Source organism: Nonomuraea turkmeniaca, assembly GCF_005889735.1.
Classification (GTDB): domain Bacteria; phylum Actinomycetota; class Actinomycetes; order Streptosporangiales; family Streptosporangiaceae; genus Nonomuraea; species Nonomuraea turkmeniaca.
The window spans coordinates 1-519 of sequence record NZ_VCKY01000588.1; the positions used below are offsets into that span (position 1 = coordinate 1).

Annotated in this window: 1 protein-coding gene; it reads left to right on the top strand. The window is 70.3% G+C overall.

Going from position 1 to position 519, the window contains the following annotated elements; genetic code table 11:
* Positions 1 to 127: 127 nt before the first annotated feature.
* Positions 128 to 481 (top strand): hypothetical protein, encoded by a 354-nt coding sequence (locus ETD86_RS54675; protein ID WP_138674429.1) that lies wholly within the window; start codon positions 128 to 130, stop codon positions 479 to 481.
* The last annotated feature ends 38 nt before the right edge of the window (positions 482 to 519 follow it).

Consider the following 519-nt stretch of genomic DNA (forward strand, 5'->3'; position numbering starts at 1 on the left):
GCCCCCGCCCGCCCGCGCGGGCGGGGGCACCCCTCACCCTCAACTCGACACGTAATTAACTCTCCTGTACTGTTTGATCCATGAAGGCGGGGGGTGCGATCCCCGCCGAGACGCCCAGGAGGCCACCGTGCTGTTCGACCTGTTCCGCTTCGTCTACCAGCCCGCGATCGCGCTGCCCGCGTTCGTCATCGGGTTCGTCGCCCTCGCGCTCGCCTGCTTCCTTGCCTCGCGCGCCGAGCGACGCGCTGCCGCCGAGGCCGAAACCCGCGCCCTTCTGGGCTACGTCGGATACATCGACGCCGACACCGCGACCAGCGCCGAACTGCGGGACATGGTGAGCGCCGCCATCGCCGAAGGCGACCTATTCCGCTGCGACGCCTGCCCCCTTGGCCTCTCCGCATCCCGCCGCCTGAGCGAGAGCGGCGAATACTTCGCCACCTGCCGCCGCTGCATGCCCGACCTCATCAGCGCCGCGCTATAACACAGCCCGAGGGCGGGCGACATCGCCCGCCCTCACCC